17 protein-coding genes are annotated in these 20,745 nt (G+C 48.8%); 10 read left to right on the top strand and 7 right to left on the bottom strand.

Annotated features, from left to right (window positions below):
* Positions 1-43: 43 nt before the first annotated feature.
* From JFN88_RS24135 to JFN88_RS24125, 3 genes are all read left to right on the top strand, one after another.
* Complete coding sequence (locus JFN88_RS24135; protein WP_233168386.1) at positions 44-1,474, top strand: aminotransferase-like domain-containing protein; 1,431 nt, start codon at positions 44-46, stop codon at positions 1,472-1,474.
* A 58-nt stretch (positions 1,475-1,532) separates the two neighbouring features.
* Entirely contained in the window at positions 1,533-3,182 is a 1,650-nt protein-coding gene (locus JFN88_RS24130; protein ID WP_199021895.1) for a helix-turn-helix domain-containing protein, read from the top strand.
* A gap of 161 nt (positions 3,183-3,343) precedes the next feature.
* Entirely contained in the window at positions 3,344-4,297 is a 954-nt protein-coding gene (locus JFN88_RS24125) for an iron-hydroxamate ABC transporter substrate-binding protein (RefSeq protein ID WP_199021894.1), read from the top strand.
* Between the two features lie 130 nt (positions 4,298-4,427).
* Here JFN88_RS24125 and JFN88_RS24120 read toward each other — a convergent pair whose 3' ends face one another.
* Positions 4,428-4,925 carry a DUF420 domain-containing protein gene (locus tag JFN88_RS24120; RefSeq protein ID WP_199021945.1) on the bottom strand — a complete coding sequence of 166 codons (498 nt, stop codon included), beginning with the start codon at positions 4,923-4,925 and terminating at the stop codon, positions 4,428-4,430.
* A 318-nt stretch (positions 4,926-5,243) separates the two neighbouring features.
* On the opposite strand from JFN88_RS24120, the gene cyoE reads away from it, so the two are divergent.
* The 3 genes from cyoE to trxB all read left to right on the top strand — a co-directional run bounded on the left by cyoE (position 5,244) and on the right by trxB (position 8,117).
* Entirely contained in the window at positions 5,244-6,158 is a 915-nt protein-coding gene (gene cyoE, locus JFN88_RS24115; RefSeq protein ID WP_199021893.1) for a heme o synthase, read from the top strand.
* 148 nt (positions 6,159-6,306) lie between these two features.
* Positions 6,307-7,035, top strand: a complete 729-nt coding sequence (locus JFN88_RS24110; protein ID WP_332908548.1) for a winged helix-turn-helix domain-containing protein — start codon at positions 6,307-6,309, stop codon at positions 7,033-7,035.
* Between the two features lie 140 nt (positions 7,036-7,175).
* A complete protein-coding gene (gene trxB, locus JFN88_RS24105) occupies positions 7,176-8,117 on the top strand; it encodes a thioredoxin-disulfide reductase (RefSeq protein WP_199021892.1) in 942 nt (313 codons plus the stop codon).
* Positions 8,118-8,645: 528 nt separating this feature from the next.
* Here the strand turns inward: trxB and JFN88_RS24100 are convergent.
* The 3 genes from JFN88_RS24100 to JFN88_RS24090 form a co-directional block, all read right to left on the bottom strand.
* On the bottom strand, positions 8,646-8,888 hold the full coding sequence (locus JFN88_RS24100) for a hypothetical protein (RefSeq protein WP_199021891.1): 243 nt from the start codon (positions 8,886-8,888) through the stop codon (positions 8,646-8,648).
* A gap of 108 nt (positions 8,889-8,996) precedes the next feature.
* The gene (locus tag JFN88_RS24095; protein ID WP_199021890.1) at positions 8,997-9,743 is read right to left on the bottom strand and encodes a hypothetical protein; all 747 of its coding nucleotides are present in this window, start codon (positions 9,741-9,743) and stop codon (positions 8,997-8,999) included.
* Between the two features lie 588 nt (positions 9,744-10,331).
* Complete coding sequence (locus JFN88_RS24090; RefSeq protein WP_199021889.1) at positions 10,332-11,303, bottom strand: alpha-L-fucosidase; 972 nt, start codon at positions 11,301-11,303, stop codon at positions 10,332-10,334.
* 125 nt (positions 11,304-11,428) lie between these two features.
* On the opposite strand from JFN88_RS24090, the gene JFN88_RS24085 reads away from it, so the two are divergent.
* The gene (locus JFN88_RS24085) at positions 11,429-12,301 is read left to right on the top strand and encodes an AraC family transcriptional regulator (protein WP_199021888.1); all 873 of its coding nucleotides are present in this window, start codon (positions 11,429-11,431) and stop codon (positions 12,299-12,301) included.
* Between the two features lie 38 nt (positions 12,302-12,339).
* Here the strand turns inward: JFN88_RS24085 and JFN88_RS24080 are convergent, their stop codons facing one another.
* Both JFN88_RS24080 and JFN88_RS24075 read right to left on the bottom strand, forming a co-directional pair.
* On the bottom strand, positions 12,340-13,452 hold the full coding sequence (locus JFN88_RS24080) for a GntR family transcriptional regulator (RefSeq protein ID WP_199021887.1): 1,113 nt from the start codon (positions 13,450-13,452) through the stop codon (positions 12,340-12,342).
* A gap of 104 nt (positions 13,453-13,556) precedes the next feature.
* Complete coding sequence (locus JFN88_RS24075) at positions 13,557-15,254, bottom strand: CocE/NonD family hydrolase (RefSeq protein WP_199021886.1); 1,698 nt, start codon at positions 15,252-15,254, stop codon at positions 13,557-13,559.
* Positions 15,255-15,439: 185 nt separating this feature from the next.
* Here JFN88_RS24075 and JFN88_RS24070 point away from each other — a divergent pair, with 185 nt between their 5' ends.
* Both JFN88_RS24070 and JFN88_RS24065 read left to right on the top strand, forming a co-directional pair.
* Entirely contained in the window at positions 15,440-18,550 is a 3,111-nt protein-coding gene (locus JFN88_RS24070) for an alpha-mannosidase (protein ID WP_199021885.1), read from the top strand.
* A 136-nt stretch (positions 18,551-18,686) separates the two neighbouring features.
* Complete coding sequence (locus tag JFN88_RS24065; RefSeq protein WP_233168383.1) at positions 18,687-19,469, top strand: divergent polysaccharide deacetylase family protein; 783 nt, start codon at positions 18,687-18,689, stop codon at positions 19,467-19,469.
* On the opposite strand, the gene JFN88_RS24060 is transcribed toward JFN88_RS24065, so the two are convergent.
* Positions 19,437-20,165 carry an N-acetylmuramoyl-L-alanine amidase family protein gene (locus tag JFN88_RS24060; RefSeq protein ID WP_199021884.1) on the bottom strand — a complete coding sequence of 243 codons (729 nt, stop codon included), beginning with the start codon at positions 20,163-20,165 and terminating at the stop codon, positions 19,437-19,439. The two genes, JFN88_RS24065 and JFN88_RS24060, sit on opposite strands and share 33 nt — an antisense overlap.
* A gap of 203 nt (positions 20,166-20,368) precedes the next feature.
* Here JFN88_RS24060 and JFN88_RS24055 point away from each other — a divergent pair, with 203 nt between their 5' ends.
* Entirely contained in the window at positions 20,369-20,566 is a 198-nt protein-coding gene (locus JFN88_RS24055; protein ID WP_199021883.1) for a YqzE family protein, read from the top strand.
* The last annotated feature ends 179 nt before the right edge of the window (positions 20,567-20,745 follow it).

Genomic DNA, 20,745 nt, shown 5'->3' with positions numbered 1-20,745 from the left:
CAGGGAGATCATTTATAATAGGGGAACAAAGGAGGCGTCCGTGTTGCTGTTCAAACAAGTGTATGACTATCTGCTGGAGCGGATTCAGCGGGGTGAATGGAAGGAGGGAGAGAAGCTTCCATCCATCCGAGCTTTGTCTGCCGAGCTTCATGTTCACAGACTGACCGTGTTCAAGGCGTACCAGCTTCTCAAGAAGAACAGCAAGGTCTACGTCAAGGACAAGCAGGGCTACTATGTCCGCTCCACAGTGTCCGAGTCTGTTCATCCCCGCCAGGACCCGATTATTCGGGGCTTTGTGCAGGGAAGCAGTCTCTCGGAAATCCGTGATGTGAAGGCGGACTATACATTTTCCATCGCGCTGCTCGACCCCAATTTATTGCCCAATCATTATTTCTCCGAATATGTGAAAAAGGTATTCGATCTCTATCCCAAAGTGCTTGGGACCTATTCAACCATACAGGGGGATGAGGAACTGAGGGAGGCGCTCAGCCATTATTTCACGGAGAAGCATCGCTTCTATCTGTCGTCGGATGAGTTGCTCGTCACATCCGGCTCGCAGGAAGCGATTGACCTGATCGCCAGAGTGATCGTCAAGCCACGGGATATTGTATTGTTGGAGCGTCCTACATACAGCCCGGCGATTGATGTATTCACAAGGCAGGGCGCCCGAATCCTGCCCGTCGAGATTCATCGGCAGGGGTATGACCTGGAAGAGGTCGAGAGGTTAATGAAGCAGTACAAACCCCGACTATTCTATCTGAATCCGACGTTTCACAATCCGACGGGGTACACCGTTCCGGCGGAGCAGCGCAAGAAGCTGGTGGAGCTGGCGCAGAAGTACCGGTGCCTGCTGATAGAGGATGACCCTTACCGGGATATATACTTTGACAAGGAGCCTCCGCTGCCCATGTTTGCTTATGATACATCCGGTTATGTCATCTATGTCCGCAGTTTCAGCAAATATGTAGCTCCGGGTCTTGGCATCGCTGTAGTTGCCTGCCGCCCTGCAGTCATGAAGGAATTGCTGCGTGCCAAGTCTTTGTCCGATAGCGGAACGCCGCTGCTCAACCAGAAAATCTTTTTGCGTTATTTCTTCTCTGAAAGGTTGCAGCAGCATCTGGCCAAACTGAGGATAGCCCTTGCTGTCCGCAAGGAAATCATGGAGCAGGAGTTAACAGACACCGGATGTAGCTGGGAGAGTCCCTCAGGGGGATTCAACCTGTGGGTCCGATTGCCGGGGCATGTGCATTTGGAGACGCTGCTGGAGGCGAGCACGGCCAGTTCAATCACCTTCGTGCCGGGCTGCATCTGTGATCCGCTCAAGGAGTACCGATCCTGGATTCGGATCAGCTATTCCTTCCTCAATGAGCAGCAAATTCGAGAGGGGATGAGCCGATTCAAAGGTCTGTTTCGGCAAAATGTAGCGGCATCAGCGCTTGCTTTCATGCTTCCTAACCGGGATAATAAGGCTTAAAATTATGCAAAGAATCATCTGAAATGGTTCTTCATTTCATCTCGATGGAGGCTTGGTTGTGAACCACAATGTACCGGAGTGGGCGGAGTCCCGCTTCCCTTTATATACGATGAACAGCATCGATTCGCTGTATGGTACTGCCAATTTGCCAACCCACACCCTTCAAGAAAACGCTGCGGTTCTCGTTGCCATCGCTTCTGGCAAAGGCAGCTTGAATATCGCAGAACAGACCTATGAGCTTATTGAAGGGAGCGTCGTGTTGATTCCGGCATTTCAGCAAGGAGTTCTGCTGGCCGACCCCCGTTCCCCTATGCATGTTCTAAAGTTGTCTATCGGTATCTGCAAGCCGGTGTCAGTGGGGGATGAAGATGTCATGATACGGCGAAGCGATGTCGCTTCTGGCCATATTCAATTCTTTCCGCATGAACCGTCCATTGTCGCGAAGATGGAGGCGCTGTATCGGCACCGGCTTCCGGCAGATGAGCTTCGGTATGTGAAGAACCAGATTTTGTTCCACCAGTTGATTCTTCAACTGCTGGAGCGGCAGGAAACCGACCATGAAGCAGGAGAGCAGCCGAGTTTAGAGCGCAGCATTTCGTATTTGGAGAATCGTTTCAATGAGAAAATAACGCGGGAGCATCTTGCGGCAATGGCAGGCATCAGTCCGTCCCATTACTCCATCCTGTTCAAGAAGGTGACCGGCTTCTCTCCCAATGAATATTTGTCCCGGCTGCGCGTGCACCGGGCGATGGAACTGCTGATTGGCGGCACAGCTACGCTGCGGGACATTGCGCTCAAGGTCGGCTACAAGGATGAATTTTATCTCAGTCGGCGCTTCAAGCGTCAGACTGGAGCTTCGCCTTCCTACTACGACCAGGGCTCTGCCCCGCGTGTGGCAGTCATGCTCGCTCCTTATGCCAGCCATCTGCTGCAGCTTGGGCTGGAGCCTGTCGTTACCATTGCGGAAAGCGGCGAGTATGTTCATGCGGAAGATGTGACTGTGCCACAATCGATGATTTTTGTCCCGGCAGGCTCTTCGGTTCAGCATGTTCAATCTGTACTGCTTGAGAACAACGTCGGTCTGATCATAGCAGCCCGGCAGCATCTGCAGCGGTATGGAATGAATGCAGAGCAGCTCCGGGCAGCTGCGCCTGTCATTGACGTCTCCTGGATGGGACTTGGCTGGAAGGATCATTTCCGTCTGATTGCGCATGCGATTAATCGCAGCGAGAAAGCCGAACAGTGGCTTGCTGATTTTGAACAGGAAGAGCAGAGGGCACGTCAGATCGTTCAGCAGACAGATGCGGCGGGTGAAGTCATTGCAATTTTCGTACTTCGTCCGCAGCAGTTGCTTGTTTATGGCGCGCGCAATGTCGGTTATGTCCTGTATCAATCGCTGGGATTGAACCCTCCAGACAAGGTCAGAGACGAGATGGAGCGAAAGAAAGACCTGTTCCATTCATTTCCGATCGAGCTGGAAGAGCTTGCGGATTATGCGGGTGACCGTCTGCTTGTGATCGTCTACCCGGATGCGAACGGCTCTACGACACATGCCGAAGCTGTATTCCGGTCATCGGAATGGCAGCAACTTGCTGCAGTACGGCAAAACCGTACGCATCATCTAAATCTGGATGATTGGATTCCTTACAATCCGGTCTCCATTCGCCTTCAGCTTCAACGGGCTGTAGCATTATTAGTTGGCGATTAATAGTCCAAGCTGATTTTCCAACAAAAAGGCATGGTTTCGCGCATGAACCCTCTCTATAATAATTTAAGTAAATGGGAATGGTTTTCATTATCATTGATAAACTCATTTTGAAATCCAGTTTTCCATGGAGACATACATGAATAAGGGAGAGCGAAACTTGTATGAAAAAGCATTTTGTTCCGGTTGTCTTACTAATCGTTATGCTGATAAGCGCTTGCGGAGGCAATCAGGCGAATAATACCGTCAAGGGCGGTGATGCCCCCACTGAGCCTGCCTCGAATACGAGCACGCAGGATGCTGGCACCGTTACCTACCAATCGGAGGACGGTCCGGTTGAGGTGCCGAAAAACCCGCAGCGAGTCGTCGTATTGACCCGTTTTCTGACCGGTAATGTGATGGCGCTGGATGTGCCTATGGTTGGCGTAGATGAAATGTCCAAGCAAAACCCCCGATTCGCAGAGCTCTTGAAGGATGTGGAATCGGTCTCTGACGAAAGCCTGGAGAAGATCATGCAGCTGCAGCCGGACCTTATTATCGGACTGTCAGGTATTGCAAATGTGGACAAGCTCAAGCAAATTGCATCTACCGTAACCTATACCTATAACAAGGTGAATTTCCTGGATCAGCAGATCGAGGTCGGCAAGCTGCTGAATAAGGAGAAGGAAGCCAGGGCGTGGGTAGAGGACTTCCAGGCGCGGGCCAAGAAAGCCGGTGAGGAAATTCGCTCCAAGGTCGGCGAGGGCGCAACCGTATCTGTTGTTGAGACCTTCAACAAGCAATTGTACGTATACGGCTATAACTTTGGCCGCGGGACGGAACTTCTGTATGGAGAGCTCAAGTTCGACATGCCGGAGAAAGTAAAAGAAGGAACAAAAGAGAATGGCTATGCGGCGCTATCCACGGAAGTGCTGGATGATTACTTCGGCGATTACGTTATTTTCAGCAAAAACGCCGATGAAGACAACTCCTTCCAGGATACAGCCATTTATAAAAACAATGCAGCGGTGAAAAATAATCGGCTCTTCGAGGTCGATGCCAAATCATTTTATTTCAATGATCCGTTGAGCCTGGAATACCAGTTGGAGTTCTTTACCAAGAGCTTCCTCGGCAAGTAATTCGCGAACTTATTGTCGGTTGCGTGTGAGCAATTCATATTATGATGCATAAGCAAGCCCGTCCATGATTGCAATGGACGGGCTTGCTTGTCATTCAGCACGAAGGAGCAAGCTCTGTTCGGTTCTTGATTTAATAGTATGGGGAAATCATCACATAGACGAGAACGCCAGTCAGACTGACATACAGCCAGAGCGGCATCGTCCAGCGGGCGATCTTTTTATGGCGCTCGTTCTCCATATTCCAGGCCCGGGCGACCGTAGTCAATACGAGCGGGACAATGACGGCAGCAAGAACAATATGAGTAATGAGAATAAAGTAGTAAAGCCCCTTCAGAAAGCCGGTGCCCCCATAGCTCGTAGAGCTGGACAGAAAGTGGTAGCTGACATAAGTTAGCAAAAACAAGGCAGTCGTCGTCAAAGCGCCATAGATAAAACGCTGATGTGCCTTGACGTTGCGTTTCATGATAGCGATCAGCGCTCCTACAAGGAACAGGAAGGTAAAGCTGTTGAAGATCGCATTTAGAAGCGGCAGGATGGTCACATCAAAAGCGTCAAAATTTTCATAGCCCGGCATGCCTGAGAGAAGGATTACGAGTCCATTTACGATTATCGTGATGGTAATAATCATCGGCTTGTAGTTTCGTTTTTGCGCCGGAAGCGAGTGTTGGTTCTGAGACAATGCCAGTCCCTCCTATATCGTCATTCTTGTTTTTCACCACGAAACGAAGTTTTGCCCGTCAAAGGACGGCAAAGCCGTTTATGCTTGTTTCTTCTGAAATTATAAGCCCTGAATCGCTCCAGATGGGCCAGAAATGGAGCGACATCCATGAAGTGTTCATTTCTTTTCGAACAATTTTTGAAGATCATGCAAAAAAGATGTTCTTATCCTTCATTATATAGTAAGTTTGTATGTAGCAACATAGCTGGGAAGGAAGGCGAAATTCAAATGAGTGAAGCGAGGAGCATAAGTTTGGCTCATGAATCCCAATCCTGGTCCAGGATACTCGGGGAAACGATAAAAACGGGCATTATTCGTTCGAACCTGGTTGTGATGTTCGCCGGGCTGTCAGTAGCTTTATATACGAATCAAATCAGTCCTCTGGAGAAAATTCCGGAGATTATTTTGGCAATTCTCGGCTCCAGTCTGGTCATTGGCGCAGCGGGCACACTGAACAATGTATATGACCGGGATATTGACTCTATTATGGACCGGGTCAAAAACAGGCCAACCGTCACAGGGGCGATCACATTGGCGCAAGCGCTTTGGCTTGGAGGCGGCATGTCTGTCCTGGGGCTTGTCTTGCTGTGGCTGGCGTCGCCGCTTGCCGCACTGTTCGGATTTCTGGGGCTGTTCGCATACGCTGTCGCGTATACAATGTGGTCCAAACGCCATACGATCTATAATACGGAAATCGGCAGCTTGAGCGGGGCCATGCCGCCGCTGATCGGCTGGGCGGCTATTACATCCGACTTTAATATGGGAGCGCTGGGCCTGTTTGTGGTCATGCTGCTGTGGCAGATGCCGCACTTCTATGCGATTGCTATTCGCAGGCATGATGAATACAAAGCGGCAGGCATTCCGATGTTGCCGGTAGTTAAAGGTTTTCGGCGCACTTACTTGCAGACGAATTTCTATCTGGTTGCGCTTATCGCCTCAAGTTTCCTGTTCATGTCCTTAAGCGTCTGGGTGGTGGCGATTGCCCTGGTCTTGAGCATCGCATGGCTTGTAATAAGTATTGTTGGCTCTAAACGGATGCAGCCGGAGAAATGGGCAACGACTTTGTTCATCTTTTCGCTGAATCATGTGACGGTGCTGTTCACCGTAATTATTTTATATTCGATTATCGGATCTTTTTTATAAGTATGTTTTGAATAAATCTTCCCCCTTCGTGTATGCTTGGAGAACTGCCGAGCGTATATGAAGGGGGTGTTTTTTAAACGGTTGCCAAAGCTTATCATTTGCTGCTTTAATAGAAGGATAGGAATGATTAGGGAAGGAGGAATGCCGCGTGCAAAGTTTTAATGACAAAGAGCTGCTCTTGGACGATGCAGGTGGCTTTGAGGAAGGCGCATTTTGTGAAACGACAAGACGAGTTGTCATTATAAGCCCATTCCCTGCTCTGATTCGTTCACTGGTCATGGCGCTTACGATTCGCTGTTATGATGTACTGGTGTTTCATCATGAGAACGATCCGATTTTGGCAACGATTGAAAGCGATTTGTTCGTCATTGACCAGTCCAAGGCGGTAGCAGTGGAGCAGATGAAGATGCCGTCCAATTTCAGATCTGTGCTTCTCCTGGTGGGTGACGAGCAGCAGGTACCGCAGAGCGGCAACGATCATGCTGCGCTTGTGTGGCCGTGCCCGATCCCGGAAGCGCTCGAGAAAATCGATCAACTGGCGAATCAGAATCAGGCGCTGCCTTGGGTCGATGCAGACCAGCTGCGCTTTAAAGATATTACGATGGATTTGAAACGGTTTTCGGTTCATAAATCCGGGGTGAAAGTCGAACTGACCAAAACCGAATTCAATTTGCTCAAACTGTTGCTTTCCGTTGGGGGAGCGGCTTTGACCCGGAACGAAATTATGAAGGAATTGTGGGGCGATGATTACTTTGGCGGCAGCAATTCCGTCGATGTGCATATTAAAAGTCTGCGTCGCAAGCTGGAAGATGACTTGAAAAAACCGAAATTCATTATTACCGTCCGTGGCGTCGGCTACCGGATATCGGATGAGTAATATTCATGAAACCTTCATGATTTCTTCATGAAGGTTTCATTTTGTCTTCATTTGATGTTCATGAGAAACGAATGCGCGTAAGGTACAATTATTTACAGATGAATCCAGCACATATAAATGGATATGAGGAGAGAACTGCCATGAATAAAACGATCATTATCGGAACAGGTCCCGGAGGACTCACCTCTGCAATATACTTGGCAAGAGCCGGACTCGAGCCGCTCGTCATTGAAGGTCCAGAACCTGGCGGGCAGCTTACGACGACTACGGAGGTCGAGAACTTCCCCGGATTCCCTGATGGTATTATGGGACCGGAATTGATGAGCAATATGAGACAGCAGGCAGAACGGTTCGGAGCCAGATTTTTGACCGGGTGGGTCAATAAAGTAGATTTCTCCGAGCGTCCGTTCACAGTCCATGTGGAAGGTCAGGGAGAACTTAAAGCCGAATCGATTATCGTATCGACAGGGGCTTCAGCGAAGTATTTGGGTATCCCCGGGGAAAAAGAAAATGTGGGCCGCGGAGTCAGCACATGTGCAACCTGTGACGGCTTCTTCTTCCGCAATAAGAAAATTATTGTCGTGGGCGGAGGAGATTCGGCGATGGAGGAAGCAAACTTCCTGACCCGTTTTGCCAGCGAGGTCGTACTGGTGAACCGCCGCAGTGAGTTGCGGGCCTCCAAAATTATGCAGACCCGGGCGCAGGCCAATCCGAAAATTAGCTGGAACCTGAATGCGACCCCGCAGGAAGTGCTGGCCGGCGATCAAGGCGTTACCGGGTTGAAAGTTGTAAATAATGAGACCGGCGCCGAAGAGGTGATCGAGGCCGCAGGTATCTTTATCGCGATTGGTCATACGCCGAATACGAAGTTCCTGGACGGACAATTAACGACTGATGATCACGGGTACTTGCTCGTAACTCCGGGCACTACAGCCACGAACATCCCAGGCGTGTTTGCCTGCGGCGATGTGCAGGACAGCCGCTACCGTCAAGCGATCAGCGCAGCGGGCACCGGGTGTATGGCGGCACTCGATTGTGAACGGTTTTTAGAAAATGTCGAATCGGCCGTACTTGCTCACTAAAATCGGGGTTGGGCAATAAAATATGTAAAACCAGCTATACTGCTTTTTAAATGGATATTTCTGTAAAGTGTAGAGCTTGATAGACTGCTGTAGGGCATAACAAATAAATCTCATTTAAAAAAGCGGAAGGCTGCCCTGTTTGAGCAAAGGTAGACGTGATGTACTACCTTGCTGGCACAAGCGATTACGACTGCTGTGTAGGGCCTGCCTTCGTTTTTTCTTGTGGTAATATTCTCTTAGGCGCGAGTGTAGTCCCTTTCTTAATTCGGATATAACTGCTATATAAGTTATCATGAACGAGAATAACTCTCCGTTGTGCAAAATTGTGAATTATTTGGAGAAACGGTTCAGTAAGGACTATCTTTACTAAAAAGAGGTCAGCCAGTTTTTAGCTGGCTAACCTCATAATACGAAAAAACTTGACAGACCCCATTACATTACTCATAATCGGTCATGCTAAGAAGCTGGTATCCTAAATTGAATGTAATCGACTCCGTTTACCGAGTTCAAGTGTACAACCACTCATTTTTAGATTGAGCCAGATTTTGATTTATTTTTATTATACCTATAAATAGAAATAGGCAAATTAATGCTACCGATTAGTAATCCGCTAAAAAATGGGAGTAACGTAATTAAAGAAGGTTTTTTAACTTCGCTATTAATCGCACCTGTTTTTAATTGTAGTATGTCCCAGTAAGAAAGAATTATTGCTCCCAAACAAAAGAGAATTAAGAATACTGACAGCACAATATAGAAAACATACTTGTTCAATCGTACCTCCTAATAATCGTTTAATGAAAGTTTAATAGGTATCCCTAATATGCAATCCCTTATAACGGTATGATTAGCGCGTTATCAGTCCGAAAAAATAGAGAAATACTAATAACCATCAACTATACTCCACGCAGTAGTTCCTGTGTCCCAATTACTATTTCCCCAAATTTTATTATATGCTGCACTTTTTAGTTCTGCAGCATTCTTGCTTAATTGAGTTCGTTGAACAATGGCATACGCTGTTGAAGTAAAACCAATAAAAAAAGCAAACATCTCAGCAATAGTTTTGGCATTGAAAATAGCAACCCAACCTACTGGTCCAGTTGCAAAACTAGCAAGTAATAAAGCTCCAGATGTTAGTGTAGCAACCCAACCAGCAACTTCACTCCAGTGCGCACTTTCCATTTGCTTTATTACGGTATTCTCATAATTATCAACAATTTTTTTATAGCTAAAAAGGGTAGATGCATTTTTCGGGTTACCGATTGTACTGCCAGTATATTGTACATATTTTCGATTAGCTACTAAAGCCTGAACTGTAAAGTTACCTGTGGTAGTGTTGTGATTATAATAAGTATCAAATGCACCGGCAGCCTCAGATGCCATTAATTGCATATTATTATTTTGGTTTTGAACTGAGTTATATATTGCTTCCCTCTTTATTTCATCAACTCTTTCAAGTGATAGCCCCTCTTTTTCTTGATAATTTTTTGGAATATCCAATGCATGAATGTTTTGATTAATATTATCAATAATTTCTTTTTCTTTATTGGGATCAAATTTATCAACTTCTGTCAATGAGTTAAAGCTGTTAAAGTTTTTATATTGAAAGCTGACCAACAATTCAAACAATAAATTTTTCCATATTTGGATCTTAACATTATGTAACTCTAAAGTAAAGAGCATTGACTTGTCTGAATATGATTTTAAACTGAATTTCAAAAGCGAATAAGAATGCGTCATTGATTATCGAAAAGCGAACCACAACTGTAAATAAATGGGATTAAATCCGCAGGATTAGAAGCCGTTATCCACATGGGGATAACCAGTGAAGGGGCATGGTCATTTTACATGTGAAATGTTGAAACCGTCATTTCATTGAACCACTCTGGCTTCGATTCGTTTCCGGGCATGGCGACCAGCAAAATCCTTGGTCAGCTTGAGCATGACAGAGCGACTATGCCGAGTCAGCGGGATTGACGGGCATCGGGCAAATCATATTGAAGATGCTTCCCGGGCAACTCCAATGGGAAGCCACTGCAGGTGCCATCTCTGTGATTCGCCCACGGGTTCGGGCAGCTCCCGGTCCGTTTTGTAAGGGTTTTCCTGAACTCCCAAACATTCGGGCTTGACCTGATCATACGAAGAAACCGTTCCTCGGTAACGGGGGCAGGGCCCGCCATTACGAAAGGAACGGTTTCTTTTTTCCGGGTCGGTCTCTTATTTTCTATACAGCCAGTTCTCAGGAATGGTTTCAAGATCTGTCGGCAGCACATATTTTTCGCCGATTTCTTTAAACCGCGCTACAATGTTCTCATCCAGCAGTCCATGCCGGTTAGGAGCACCGTTGAGCAGGAACGATACATTATGCTTGTTGCAATCTTGAATTTTCTCTACTGCCCAATCAGCAGTTTTGAGCTCCATTGTGGTATCTTCAGTTCTCCAGAACCAGGTTTTGGTCAAGATGTTGCAGCTTGCCCCTGGACCGTTAAAGGAATCATCGATTTCCTGACCGGCTGCATTTTCATAGAAGACAATGTCGGTATGATCCAGCCCGGATTCGCAGCCGATATTCATCAGCAAGCAGCCCGGCTGCAACCGTTTTACCAATTCATCCACTTCCTCGAAAGGCAGGGCCTCATAGCTTGGACCACCCCAAGGCGCATTCCAGCCATCAATAATCAGGAACGAGATTTTACCGTAGCCGGTCAACAGCTCTTCAATCTGGTTCTTGATGAACTGTTTGTCTTCCGGCGTACATTTCTTCCGGCCGATCTGATGGTGCAGGTCCAGTGCCGAGAAGTAAAGTCCCGCTTCAATGCCCTCTGCTCGGAACGCGTCCAAATATTCTTTTACGACATCCCGCTTTACAGTTGCGTTCTTAACGGAATGCTCGGTATATTGGCTTGGCCACAGGCTGAAGCCTTCATGGTGCTTGGCGGTCAGCGCTGCAAATGTCATGCCTGCAGACTTGGCAGCTTTAGCCCATTGCGTACAATCCAGTTGCTCCGGATTCCAATCTTTCGGATCGAATACAGCCAGGCGCGGCTCATCGAAGTTTTCATGTCCGTATTCCCAGTCATTAATTTCCGAATCTGAAAATTGAAATGTTGCGCTATTAAAATGAATGAACATGCCGTGTCTCAAGTTAACAAACCACTGTTGACGTTCTATCAATGATTGATTGCTCATGAAAAAAACCTCCCATAAAATCATATGATATCTACCACTCTATAGAATTTACAGACCTGATACAGCTGACAATAGCGACTTTATATAGTACAATTTCTATATTATAAATGAGTAGGTGAGATAAGATGTTCGTACTTGAATTGCAGGTTCCGCCTTTTCCGCTGCTGGCAACGATCGGACATGTATTGTGGCCAGCAGGGGTAGTACATGCCACACGCCAATTCAATGTATATGACCTGATTATTTGCGCCAAGGGAACGCTGTATATGGAGGAGGATGGAATTCAATACGATGTCGCGCAAGGCATGATGCTTGTGCTGGAGCCTGGCAAAACCCATCAAGGCTACCGTCCGTCAGAGACAGATACAGAGGTATACTGGATACACTTCCAATACCCGTCCGCTTCGCAGCCAAAACTGGTGGAGAAAACGAACTGGCAGCAGCCTTTGCTTGAAGCGTCAAATCAGGATACAGCACCTCATCCGGCCATCATCGATATTCCTAAATTCGCTGCTATTGATTTGCGCGTGGTTATGCCAATTCTGACAGAAATGCTCAAGCTGCACAGCGTGTTGACCACATACCGGTCCTTCGAACTGCACAATTTGTTCGGTCAACTGCTTACACATATGCAAAACGGCATGCGAAAGAGCAGCCCGCAGGCCCGCTCCTATTTTCTTGGCGAGAAGGTAGCCTCTTACTTGGCTGACCGCCTTGATTCGCCCTTCAACTCGGAGCAGATGGAGCGCGAGCTGCACTACCATTTCGATTATTTGTCACGCTGCCTCAAGCACTATTCGGGCATGAGCCCGTTAAAGTTCAGGCATCACCTGCAGATCGAACGCGCGAAGCGGCTGCTGGCGCATTCGGAGCTGCCCTTGATCAGAATCGGCGAACAGTGCGGGTTTCAGGATCAAAATTATTTTATTCGGCTGTTCAAACGCCAAACTTCATTCACGCCGGGAGAGTACCGGAAGCAGCATCAGTTGTTTTTGTGAATGGAAGGAGCAAGTTCACTTATCAACACAAGTCCCAGTCAGCAAGGCCCGGTCGACGCCCGCGGAACAAGCTCCACCGGAATCGTCTGGATTACCGGCTTGCTGCCTGGCTCCAGAATCAATCTGGCGATCGCTTCTCCAATAGCCGGAAAGTTCTGATCAATTGTTGTAATTTGCGCATTTCCGGTAACAGCCCACTCAATATTGTCAAAGCCGGTGATATTCATCTGCTCCGGTACCTGAATCGACAGGCCAAGGCAGCACATATGCACATGAAAGGCCACCTCGTCATTCTCACATTCAATAGCCGTTACTCCGGATCGGTAGAGGCTGTTAATAATGTGCTTGAGCATATGATAATCCATGCTTGCATTTACCTTTACATGTTCAGGATCAACCGTCAGACCGTTATCCTTCATACATTGCATGAACCCCTTGAAACGGGCAGACAAGCTGCTCATCTCTTCAGGAGAGTTTCGTGACAAATAAGCAATTTTGCGGTGCCCATAGCTGATTAAGTGACTGGTCAGCATGTAGCTGCCGCCGTAATGATCGCAGACCACACTGCTTAAATAGTCGATTGCATGCGGCTTGTCCAGGATGATTACCCTTCTGCCGCTATCTGTGAACATTTTCAAAATATCGGCATGCAACTCCTTGCCCGCCGGGTAGAAAATCAGACCGGCAGCATGCTGTGCATAGAGGTGAAGCAGCAGATTACGTCCTTTGTCCGGGTCGTGTTCACAAATATGGATGGCCAAATGATAGCCATGCGAGGCCAGCTCTCTGGCTGCCGCCTCCACAGTGCGCATCATGCCGCCTAGCGTAACGGCAAACGGCAACACCAAAGGAATGGTTATGCCTTCAACTGCTTCCGGCAAAGCAGGATCAAGCTCGGCCTTCTGATCCTCCAAGGCAGGACCAGGCTCACGCCGGACAAAGCTGCCCACGCCGCGCTTGCGGTACAGAATGCCTTCCTTCTCCAAATCGTCAATCGCCCGCTTGGAGGTAATGCGGCTGACTCCGTACTGCTCGGACAGGCTCTTCTCCGTACAGATCGGCTCGTCATAACTGAACTGCTGGTTTTCAATACGCGATAGAATATCTTCTTTTATAATTTGATATAACATTTTAGGCGGGTCTTTCGGCATGATCTTTCTCCGGTTTCATTTTTTTGTCATCGTATATCAAACCTTCCGCATAAGTCAATTCCGTCCATGCTGTTTCATAACATGCAATCGCGCGTCCCTCTTGATCAGCTTGGAGTTCCATCCATCAAGGGCAGCCGAATCAGCGCCGTGTGGGCGCCTCCCCAGTATACGGTCTGGGAGGCTGTCGTTACCTCTGCATGCTCCGCCCAGTTCCCGGGAAGATTGGGGTGCACATGATAGGCTGGGAAGTTGGAGGATGAAATATCCAGCCGGATACGTGAGCCCTTCTGGATCGTCCAGGCTGTCGGCCACAGCTCAAGCTTGACTTCTGCCTGCGAGCCGGGAACATACGAAAGAGCGGAGGTGGAGCCATTGCGATAAGCTAGTGAAGTAATGCCGTCTCCGATATTATAGGTTGCTCCTCCTGGCATCACCTCGCTGATCTTGACGGTGAAGGCTGTATCCTCAGCTGAAGAACTGATCTGCAGCACAGCCTCGATTGCGCCGACGATTCGAAGTTCGCTGTCCGTTTCGTCGGAGATAAAGGTGAGAACATCGTGACGATACCCTGGTTCAGGCTGCAGCACACAAGCTGTCCGAGGCTGTCCGGGCGCGTTCTCGAACTCGGACAATAGCCCGCTGCCCCCAACCGTAGTCACCGGGTCCAGCGGATCATAGAGATAGGAGGCGCTGTGCTCCTGCTCGTCTGCCTGCGTGCTTAACCCGTTCGCGCCATGAAGATAATAGGTTTCGATTAGTTGGCGGGGCGGCCAGGCGGCCCATTCTTTCCAGCTATCCTCACCGATGACGTAGGCTTTGATAATGCCTAGCTTATCTTCATACGGCAACTGCTTCAACATATGATCGAACCACGCCAAAATCTCCCGCGTGCCGCCATTGCCCCCCTGTACTGATCCGTTTGGGAAAAAACGGTCGCCGTGCGGGGCAAGGGAATGCACCCATGGTCCGATAATGAAACGGCTGCGTTCCCGCACTTCGGGACGCAGTTTATTATAGGCCGTGAACATGCTGTCGATGGCGATATCAAACCATCCGCCTACCATGCAGACCGGAACGCTAATACGGGACGCCATGCTGCTCAGTCGTTCCCACAACCCTTCTTGCCACAGCGAATCGGCAGCTCCGGGATTTTGCAAAAGGCTTCGGTACCAGTCCAGCCTTTTGCCCAGCAGACTCTCGTCCATATCAATGGGGGGGCGGAATTTGCGGGCCTGATCCTCCAACTCCTTATGATTGCGCCCGTCCAAATCAACAGAAGAATTCGTTACAGCCCATCCGGTCAGGATGTCCGGCCGGAACATGCCGTCCATATACATAAACCGGTGCATTTCTGTACCGAGAACCGACAAGTATAACGTTTTGACTTGAGATGGCAGGCTGTCAGCCAGCGTCCATTGATTGAAACTCAGGTAAGACCCGCCAAGCAGGCCGATGTTCCCGTCGCACCATGGACTTGCGATAATCCAGTCCAGCGTATCCAGGCCATCCTGTCTTTCATTGACGAACGGCTCCCAGACGCCTTCCGAGGACCCGCGCCCTCTGCATTCCTGAATGACCACCGCATAGCCGTATTCGGCGAACAGGACCATCTCAGGATCGGGAACAAAATCACCATCCACATAGGGGTTCCGCACCAGAATGACGGGCCAGGTGCCGTCCCCCTCCGGTAGCCACAGATGTGTCATCAGACGCACGCCATCTTGCATTTGAACTTGAATATCCCGGCGTTCCCCAATTACCGATCGCGCTTTTGGCAGTTCTTTTCCAGACAGTTCAGACATCGCAGGACCCCCTAAGCAAATTATGGTTTAATCATACCATAGCAGGCAGCATAGCGAATATAGAGCACAACAAGATTGATATATCAAAATAAAAAGTTGTTGCAATTATACCATACAAATGAATAATATAGTTATATCAAACTGATTTCCCTATTCATATTTAACAACCCTGCAGGAGGTATAAAATGCTTACCAACAAACAGATTGAGCGCATGCTGTCCAAGCTGCAGCGCTTTGAGACAACATTGGAACCGCTGCTGTTCCAGGCGATCGGTCAAGCGCCGATGAGCAAATTCCATACAGATCGCCAGTGGCATGTGATTCCGGAGGACGCTCTTTTTGAGGCCAGTCAGCCCGGCGACAGATACCAGGGGGAGGGGACCTATTGCTGGTTCAAAGGCAGTTACACCGTGCCGCCCCAGTATGAAGGCAAATCCTTGTATATCAGGCCGCATATCGAAGGCTATGAGGCGATGCTATGGGTGAATGGCAAGCCGTTTGGCACCTTTTGCAGCAAAATCGTCGTAACGGGACACGGCAACCATTATTGCGACCTGCTCAAGCAGAATGTAGCTGCAAATGAACAGATCGAGATTGCGCTGGAATATTATGCAGGACATTATGTCAAGGGCTGTATGCCGTTTGAAGAGATCGGCCATCGCAGCTATGACTATGAATACAACGGTGTAGATATTTGTCTTATGAACGAAGAAGTATCTGATTTTCTGTTTGATTTAAAAACGCTGAATCAGCTTGCGTCGTCATTGGACGAGAACAGTTTCCGCCGCGCCAATGTTGTGAATGCGCTCGCAGAAGTCCACAAAGTTTTATATTACTCCTTCGAGAACGTAGACAATGAAGTGTTCTATGAGGCATTGAGACAGGCCGCTCCGATACTGAAGGAAGTGCTGAAGGCGACAAACTCTGCATCAGCGCCTTTTGCCGGCTTGATCGGCCATTCCCATATGGATACGGTCTGGCTTTGGCACCGCGACGAGACGATCAAAAAATGCGCGCGGACCTATTCCAATCAGATCAGCCTGATGGAGCGTTATCCCGAATATAAATTCATTCAGAGTTCTTCCTACCATACGGAGATGATCCGCAAGCATTACCCGGATCTGTTCGAGGACATTCGCCAGAAGGTTGAGGAAGGGCGGTATGAGCCGAACGGAGCGGTATGGGTAGAATGCGATTGCAATTTGACGGGCGGTGAATCGCTTATCCGGCAATTTTTATGGGGACAGCGCTATACCCGGGAGCATTTTAACTACACCTCCAACGCGTTCTGGCTTCCGGATACGTTCGGCTACAGTGCAGCCATTCCGCAAATTATGAAAGGTTTCGGCGTCGATTATTTCCTGACGACCAAACTTAGCTGGAACGACACGACTCCTTTTCCGTATGAGACTTTCTATTGGAAGGGTATTGACGGAACAGAAGTATTGACACACTTCAACCGGACGCATATATGGCCGGATGCCGAGAGTCTGATTGATTTTGTCGTCGACGGGAAAAAGCACAATGACCCCATACGAGAAAAGACCGTTAACAATATGCGTTTGATCTCCTATGGCTTCGGCGACGGCGGCGGAGGGCCGCAATTTGAAATGATCGAGATGGCGCGCCGGGTCCAGGATCTGGAAGGCGTACCGCGTTCAGCCCATGTCACTGCCGGGGAATTCATGAAGGAGCTGGAACGCACAATTGTGAATCCGTCCACGCATACCGGAGAGCTTTACTTGCAGCTTCACCGGGGAACGCTGACCAACCAGCATAACATTAAGCGAAATAACCGTAAAGCCGAGTTCCTCCTGCGGGATCTGGAATATGTGACGGTTCAGGAAGCGGTGAGAGCCGGACAGGTTGCCTCGGATGAAGGTATTCGTCCGCTTATGGAAATTTTGCTGGTGAACCAGTTCCATGATACGCTGCCGGGTACGAGCATACCAAGAGCCCATGATCAGACGCATGAGGAGATGGCCGAGCTGTTTGACAAGGGTGGTCAACTACTTCTCGAACGGGTATCCGTTCAGCAGACTGAGAAGACCGTTTCGGTCATCAATACGCTGTCCTTTACACGCCGCGATACCGTCTATTTGGACATTGAAGGCGATCAGAAGGTCGAGGGCGCGTATGCGCAGCAGGTATTTGAGGATCTGCAAGGGAACCGGAAGCTGGCGCTGTCCGGGCTGGAAATTCCGGCTTTCTCATCCGTATCCTTGAAATTAACAGACGGCAAGCCGGAAGGAGAATCCCCGTTTGTTTATACCGAAGGTTCGCTGGAGACGCCTTTTGCTTCGATCCAGTTTGATTCACAGGGCTATCTATCCTCCTTCATCGACAAGCGGAATGGCCGCGAGCTGAAAGGCTCTGGCTTGTCCCTGAATACCTTCCTGATGGCGGAAGATGTTCCAAATGCATGGGACAGCTGGGATATCGATGCTGATATTGAGCTGAAGCTGGCGCCTGCGGGAGAATTGCTCAGTCGGCAGATTGTTGCTGACGGACCGGCAGAATTCCGGCTGCGCAGCGAGTATCGCGTATCTCCAAAATCAACGGTGAAACAGGACATGATCTTCTTTGCGGACAGTCCCGAAGTGCGATTCGAGACATTGATGGATTGGCAGGATGACCACAGGCTGCTCAAAACTGCTTTCAGCACGTCCATTCATACCGGATTTGTTCGCCAGGAGGTGCAGTTCGGGTACTTGTGCCGTCCGACCACACGAAATACAAGCGAGGAAAAGGCGATGTTCGAGGTGCTGAATCATAAGTACAGCGATCTGTCCGAGAACCGTTATGGGGTAGCGCTGCTTAATGATTGCAAATACGGCATTTCTGTTGAAGGTGGAGAGATGCGTCTGACATTGCATAAGGGCGGGGTACGGCCGGATTACCGTGGGGACAAAGGATTGCATGAATGTACGTATTCCTTCTACCCGCATGATGAAGGCTTTGGCGCCTCTTCCGTCATCCATCCTGCGTACGAGTTGAACAGCCCGCCGGTCATTGTGCAGGGACAATCCGAGACGCATTCGCTAGCGCTGGTGGAAGCGGACAATATTATTATTGAGACTGTGAAGCCTTGCGAGGATGCGGAGCGTGCATTTATTCTCCGTCTGTATGAAGCAGAAGGAACATACACCCGCACCAAGCTCAAGCTTGCCGCCGGTACGCGTGCGGATCACATTACCAATATGCTTGAAGAGCCTGTAGAGGCGCTTGGCGGCAAAGAGGAAGCCGAACTGACATTCCGTCCGTTCGAGATCAAAACCGTCAAAGTTACCTACTAAAAAAGTGAAAGCCGTGAATTCCCGTTACGAAGGGATTCACGGCTTTTTAATCGTATTTATCCTTATTTTCACATAATTCCCTTTCCTTCAACAAACAATAAGCTGAAAATGATTGTAATGGAAGGGGATATGTGCAATGAACAAAACGAAGGGAATGTGGATTCCAGCTATCGTACTGCTGATTGCGGCGCTGCTGGCCGGTACAGCGGCGGACAAGCCAGACAAGAAAGTAGCTATTGTCATCGATGATTTCGGCAATGGGATGAAGGGCACGGAAGAAATGATGAAGCTGTCCATCCCTTTTACAGCGGCAGTGATGCCCTTTATGCCCACAACTAAACAGGATGCCGAAGCTGCCTTCAAGCGGGGGCTGGATGTAATCGTGCATATGCCCATGGAGCCTAATCGCGGAAAAAAAGAATGGCTGGGACCGGGAGCCATTACAACGGACCTGAGCGATGAAGAAATCCGCAAGCGCACAGAAGCGGCAATAGATGACGTTCCTCATGCTTCCGGTATGAATAATCATATGGGTTCGAAAGTAACGGCAGACGAGCGGGTGATGCGGATTGTGCTGACAGTTTGCAAGGAACGGGGGCTTTTTTTCTTGGACAGCCGTACGACATCGAAATCCGTAATTCCCGACGTAGCCGCCGAACTGGATGTTCCGCTTGTGTCCAATCATATCTTTTTGGATGATGTGTATACGACTAGCCACATCGTGGGGCAGGTGGCAAGGCTGAAAAAAAAGCTGGCCGATCATGCCGCCGTTGTTGCAATCGGTCATGTCGGCCCGCCGGGTCTGAAAACATCCGCTGCAATTCGGAATTCAATCGGGGAAATTTCCAAGCAGGCACAATTTGTGCGGGTTAGCGAACTGCTTCCATCATCCGCCTATGAGAAGCAGATATTTCCGTAAGCCTGCTGCGATGGCAGTGGCGACTTCTGCTTGTCCTTTCGTGCTTGTCAACATCGCCCGGTCATGCGAATTGCTGATAAAGCCCATCTCGATGATAACGGCTGGAATTTTAACCTGGCGCAGCAAATAAAACGGCTTCCCTAATTGGGGAAGTCTGTTTGTATGCTGCTGGTCATTCAGTGCCTCCTGAATGAGGGAAGCCAGCAGTGCGCTGCCGCCGTCTTCCTGATGCAGCACAAGCGGCCCGAGTTTGTTGCTGCCGCGCGCCCAGTTCACATGAAGACTTACCATCACTTGCAGATGAATTTCTCTGGAAAGCTGGAGGCGCTGAGACAAATCCCGAAGATGGCGGGAGCGAACGCCATGCCAACGGTTATCATCGCTCAAGGCGTAATCGCCGGTGCGGTTCATTGCAGTGAGAATCCCTTGTGAATTCAACTGCAAATAAAGCTGCTTTGCTACGGCGAGGTTGATATCTTTTTCCAATATATCCTTATAGCTCGTGCCCCCGTCAATTCCGCCATGCCCGACATCAATCAGCACTTGCGCTTCTGGCAGCTGCTGTTGACCAAAATGAGGAGTATGACCAATTCGGGAAGCGGCAACGCTGTCTCCTGCGACCGCAAACAAACAAATAACCAGCCAAAACGCGATTACATATCGCCCTGTTTTTGAATTCAGATGTTCCCTACGCATACGGATTATTCTCCCCTGCATTTTGCATTTTTCTATCTTTATCGTGCGCAAACTTCCCGGAGTCATACCTAACAAGAATGCTGCCTGATATGCTTTTTACTGCCAGCTTCTAATTTGCATGGACAGTTAAAATTTTGGTCATACTAGAAGCAAGGAATGGGGCTATTGAGCGGCATCAATGGTATGTTAGGAGGGCGCCGAAAATGGCAAATGGTACGGATTGGGTCAAGTTTATGACCGAACGGGTCGTGAATTACATGGAAACCCCGAGAGAGCAGAGAAAGCAGAGCCGGCTAGAAGCAAGAAGCATGAGAGAGCCTTGGCTTACCAGATGGTTTGGACTGGCGCCGCTGGGCCTTAAGGTATGGTGGCAGGGGCACAAAAAAAGACGGTTAAAATAGCACGAATGAATAGAGCTGAACATAAATGGCGGTGCAGGATGATTTCCTGACACCGCCATTATATTATTTTCGAGCCGTTGTCATTTTATGATGTATAAGTTGAACAGGGTATGATGATCAGCATGGGAGCATATTGTCCATGAAGTGACAATAAAGAGAAATTAAAGTATATTTAAAAA

Origin of the sequence: Paenibacillus roseus (assembly GCF_016424485.1) — a bacterium.
Lineage (GTDB): Bacteria > Bacillota > Bacilli > Paenibacillales > Paenibacillaceae > Paenibacillus_D > Paenibacillus_D roseus.
Note: the sequence above shows the minus strand (reverse complement) of the source record. Positions and strands in the feature narration are given on the sequence as shown.